This is a genomic window from Sphingomonas sp. Leaf10, assembly GCF_001421245.1.
GTDB lineage: Bacteria > Pseudomonadota > Alphaproteobacteria > Sphingomonadales > Sphingomonadaceae > Sphingomonas.
This window is the reverse complement of the sequence record NZ_LMKE01000021.1, coordinates 1-4,454: the sequence shown is the minus strand read 5'-3', so window position 1 is coordinate 4,454 and position 4,454 is coordinate 1. Positions and strand designations below refer to the sequence as shown.

The following is a 4,454-nucleotide window of genomic DNA, read 5'->3' as shown; positions in this document are numbered from 1 at the left end:
AAGGCGACAAGCATCCTGACAGCCAGCGCTACCGCAAGGCGGCCTGCTGACCACGCTTACCTTGGAGAGGCCATGGATCGTTTTCGTCGAATATAACTCATGGCAACTAAAAGGCCGGGGGACCTTGGTGGGTCCGCTGCAGCGTGCTGTAGCACCGTCGAACGAGGTCAGTCGGTACTAGAGAGAGGTGGGTAGCCCCTTCTACCAAGGGTGGTAAGAGCAGCGGCGCAGCTGCTGTAAACGGAAAAAGGCGCCCGCATCGCTACGAGCGCTTCACCGGACCGGCTTACCAGGCGTAGGAGCTAACCGTCCGTCCGACCCGAAGCCGACAGTGGTTAGATGCCGTTCTTCAGGTTCGTGTCGGCATCGTGGGTGCGCATATCTTCAGCCTGGTTCTCGCCGGTCGCGCGTACTGCTTCAGCAGCGTTCTCGAGATTGGCTTCGGCTGCTTCGTTGGTGACGTTGTCAGCGGCCTCTTCGAGGTTATCGGCGACCGCTTCCGCGTTCGCTTCGATGTTGTCGGCAGCCTGCTCACGCGGGGTGTTGTTGCAAGCGGACAGCGACATCAGACCAACGGCAACGCCGAGCGCAAAAACCTTCTTCATCGAGCAATATCCCTCATTTTGGAGGGAATACGCCATACGCGGCCAGGAAAGGTTGGCAAGTCTGATCGATGCAAGGGGCACGGTGGCGTAGCCCCTCGCACCGGTTGCCTCTGGGATGGCGATGGGTAAGGTCCGCTCCGTTTCAAACGGAGCGCGAACAGTATGAATATCAGTGACCTTGCAAAGGGCGTGGCTTCGATAGCGGAGACCAGCGAGGCGGACGCCAAGGTGGCAATCCTCGCTGTGTTCGAGGCGATCGGGAATGCAGCTGCCAAGGGTGAAGAGGTTGCCATCCCTGGGTTCGGCAAATTCTCAGTGAAGGATCGTCCCGAACGGCAAGGGCGTAACCCGGCAACGGGTGAAGCGATCACGATTGCCGCAGCCAAGAAAGTGTCGTTCACGCCCGCCAAGGGGCTGAAGGACAAGCTTTGAGGGAAAAGGCGACTGGTTGCCAGTCTGGTGTTCCAAATGCCCTTAAAGCGAAAGGCCGCCCCTCTCGGGGCGGCCTTTCCATTGTCGGCCAAAGCCGGCAACCATTCAGGCGCAGGCATGTCCCGCAGAAGCGATCATGCCCATACCCGTTGCCGTACCCGGCGTGTGACAATGAGACATTCGATCACCTCCTTTCAGTCGTTGATGCTACCGCTAAGATGGTCGAGGTAGCGGCCCAATCAAGATGTGCTCGCGATACACCTGGGTCGTGAATGCGTTGCCCGGTGATACTGACCCCGACACGGATCGCTTAAGCGTCCGTACGACGTGGATGGACCACGTCGCAGGGGCTGGTGATGGCTCAGTTTCGCAGGCTGTCGGGTACGGCGCCGCCATTCTCGGCGAGCTTGGTCATCACGGCCTTGTGCAGAGCGATGTTCTGCTCCGCGGTACCAGGCGCACCGGCATGTACGCCGAGTTCGTCCGCCAGCTCCTTACGCGCTGCGAGGCTGTGATCGAGACCCAGCAGATTGAGCAGATCAACGATCGAAGTTCGGTAATTGCCGCCACCGTTCTGCATCGAGGCCATCTCGGATAGAACCGCACCGACATCGACGCTCTGAGTTGGTGCTTTGGGAGCGGCCGACTGCATGGGCGCTGCCTGTGGTGCGACGGGCATGGGGGCGGCAGGCGCTGGCTGCACCGGCTGACCGGTCGGCTTGTCCTGTTTGTGATGAAAAATCTTGCCCATGATGTTGCCAAAGATGCTCATCGTATTCGTTCCTTGATTGGCGACCGCCGTGACGGTGTCGGCAAGAACGTCAGGGGCAGGCTAGAGGGTCCCCGCGGGAACGTCAGCGTCGCGTTCGAGGTTATCCTGTTGGCGCCCCGACGCGTCCGTAAGGAAACCCGTCATGATATTCCGCAAAACGATCATCACGTCAGCCGCCCTTCTGGCTCTTGCCGCCTGTGGGCGCAACAACGACGCCAGCCAGACCAATACGGTGACAACGACGGTGGAAGCCGATGGCGTCAACGTTACCGGCACCCCTTCAACGACCGTAAGCGACGCGCAGAATTTCGCCAACGTAGCAGCGGCCAGCGATGCATTCGAGATCGAGACGTCGAAGTTGGCGTTGACCAACGGCGCGTCGGCGGCGGTCAAGGCCTACGCCAATAAGATGGTCGAGGCGCACACAGCTTCAACCGCCAAGCTACAGAGAGCCGCCGCTGGTGCAGCACCGACGATCACCCCCGTCCCTGCGTTGAATGCGGAACAGCAGGCGAAGCTCGATCAGTTGAAGACGCTGAACGGCACCGCTTTCGATCAGGCTTACAAGACGGAGCAGGCGGCCGGCCATCAGAAAACGCTCGACGCACTGAAGGCCTACGCCGCCAACGGCAACGCACCACAGCTCAAGGCGTTCGCTGAGGAGATGATCCCGATCGTCACCGCTCATCTCAACATGGCGAAGGTGATGAAGGCCTAGCCGCATTCTGATCTTTCCAAGCAGCCAAGTACCGCTTCTCGTTAGAAGGCTTGCGGCAATGGGCAGGACTGACCTGCCCATTGCCGTTCAACTGGGATCCACGCACCGTGTGACCGCTTCAAGGTCAAAGCTTTCCGGCTACCACTCGGCCTAGCGTTCAACGAACGTCGGATCATCACGATGTCAGGCAAACGCCATCGCCCGGAACGCGATGCGGACCGGTGCCTAACGTGCCTGTCATACGCAAAAGCCGCAGATCGCACGGTGAACGATCTGCGGCTCAGCTATCGGCCGTGTTCACGATATTAGCTGGAAGATGAAGTGCTGAGTGAAGCCGACATTGCGTTGATGACGATCGCGGAGGGAGCAAGGGCATGGCACTGCTTTCCTCTACCGAACTGCGGCTCGTCAGCGACAACGATTTTGGCGTGACAGGTGCGACAACGCAGTCCTGGCGAGTGCGTCTGACGCCCCCTCTGAACGCCAGGGTCTGATGTGTTGCTCGCAGGAGCCATGCACGTCGATAGCCGTTGACGGCGTGGCAACAAGGAATTTCCAATGAATCTCAACGACCTGCTACCGAACGGCGGCATAGAAGCGCTTGCTGGCCAGCTGGGCATACCGCCCGAGCAGGCGTGGCGTGGTGCCGAAGCCTTACTGCCATCCGTGCTAGGCGGAATGGGGAACAATTCCGCTGCACTGGAAACGCATGTCGATGCGCTCGGCGGGGCCGGGCTCGCCCACAACGTCGTAGGCGGCGAGCCCACCGAGATCGCTCGGGGCAACGCGCTGCTTGGTGGCATTTTCGGGTCGAAGGACGTCAGCCGTCAGGTGGCGGGACAGGCTGCCGAGAACAGTGGCCTGGACCCCGCACTTCTCAAGCAGATGCTGCCAATCCTTGCCATGCTGGTCGCAGGTCACCTGTCGGGCCAATCCGGTGGGCAGCCGGGTGGCCTTGGCGGTATCCTCAGTACGGTTCTTGGCGGACTTGGTGGCGCCGGAACCAATGGCGGCTTGAACGGCGGCGGCCTCGAAGGTGGCTTGGGGGGCATGCTCGGTTCGATACTTGGCGGCCGTCGTTAGACCAGGTGTCCGGCCGCCCATGCGATTACTCCATGAGAAAGCGGCATCGTGTTGGGTGTCGGGCGGCCTGTCGGCTTGGGAGTTCGGCGCGCGCCCGCGAACTGTTTAGGCGGTCGCGTAAAAAGAGGCGAGCGGGCAACAGGGTGGTTTGTCGTATGTTCTAACCGCCATGCCCATTGATCCAGCCCATACCGCCACCGTCGTCACTAGCCGAGCAATCCGGGCGGGCCACGAACAGGATTTTGAACAATGGGTGACGGAACTAAACCGTCTTGCCCGCGCGGCGCCGGGATATCGGGCTGCTATCCGGCTCGGCCAGACCGCGGGGTTTCAGCATCTCCTCTTTCGGTTTGATGACCGTGCGGCAGTTGAGGCATGGCATGACGATGCGCAGATACGCGCACACGTTGCCATCGCTGACGGATTTTCTACTTCACTTCGCCAGATCGATGTTGGCGAAGGCGTCGCCTTCGAACTGCCGAGCGATGCGAGCGCCAGCAAGTGGAAACGGTTCGTGACGACCTGGCTGACGGTATTTCCCATCCTGCTAACGATCAGCTTGGTGATCCGCACAGCGCTCAAAGATGCACCGTTGCCCCTACAACTCCTGCCCTCATCACTACTGCTCACCGCGACGCTGCAATGGATTATCCTGCCACGCCTGCAACGATATACCCGATTCTGGCTGCTGCGGGACGGTTCCGGCCGGCTACAGACGTGAGGGCTTGGAACATGGCTACGAAGTAGAATGGGGTGCGGATAACGGACCTTTTACATCCTCTGACGTGACCCCCGTTTCTTCATCCACGTTGAACTAGAGACCGGCCCTTGAAGGGACGGACGG

6 protein-coding genes are annotated in these 4,454 nt (G+C 60.4%); 4 read left to right on the top strand and 2 right to left on the bottom strand.

Translation table 11 applies throughout. The features are described 5' to 3' along the window. Positions 1–335: 335 nt before the first annotated feature. Entirely contained in the window at positions 336–605 is a 270-nt protein-coding gene (locus ASE59_RS13345) for a hypothetical protein (protein ID WP_056457089.1), read from the bottom strand. Positions 606–767: 162 nt separating this feature from the next. Here ASE59_RS13345 and ASE59_RS13340 point away from each other — a divergent pair, with 162 nt between their 5' ends. Then, on the top strand, positions 768–1,037 hold the full coding sequence (locus ASE59_RS13340) for an HU family DNA-binding protein (protein WP_056457086.1): 270 nt from the start codon (positions 768–770) through the stop codon (positions 1,035–1,037). Between the two features lie 361 nt (positions 1,038–1,398). Here ASE59_RS13340 and ASE59_RS13335 read toward each other — a convergent pair whose 3' ends face one another. Further along, a complete protein-coding gene (locus ASE59_RS13335; protein ID WP_056457083.1) occupies positions 1,399–1,809 on the bottom strand; it encodes a DUF3597 domain-containing protein in 411 nt (136 codons plus the stop codon). Positions 1,810–1,951: 142 nt separating this feature from the next. Here ASE59_RS13335 and ASE59_RS13330 point away from each other — a divergent pair, with 142 nt between their 5' ends. The 3 genes from ASE59_RS13330 (at position 1,952) to ASE59_RS13320 (ending at position 4,331) form a co-directional block, all read left to right on the top strand. Continuing rightward, positions 1,952–2,527, top strand: coding sequence for a DUF4142 domain-containing protein (locus tag ASE59_RS13330; protein ID WP_056457076.1), 576 nt, complete (start codon positions 1,952–1,954; stop codon positions 2,525–2,527). Between the two features lie 558 nt (positions 2,528–3,085). Further along, complete coding sequence (locus ASE59_RS19255) at positions 3,086–3,610, top strand: DUF937 domain-containing protein (RefSeq protein WP_082458446.1); 525 nt, start codon at positions 3,086–3,088, stop codon at positions 3,608–3,610. Between the two features lie 169 nt (positions 3,611–3,779). Beyond that, positions 3,780–4,331 (top strand): antibiotic biosynthesis monooxygenase, encoded by a 552-nt coding sequence (locus ASE59_RS13320; RefSeq protein WP_156360078.1) that lies wholly within the window; start codon positions 3,780–3,782, stop codon positions 4,329–4,331. Positions 4,332–4,454 lie beyond the last annotated feature (123 nt).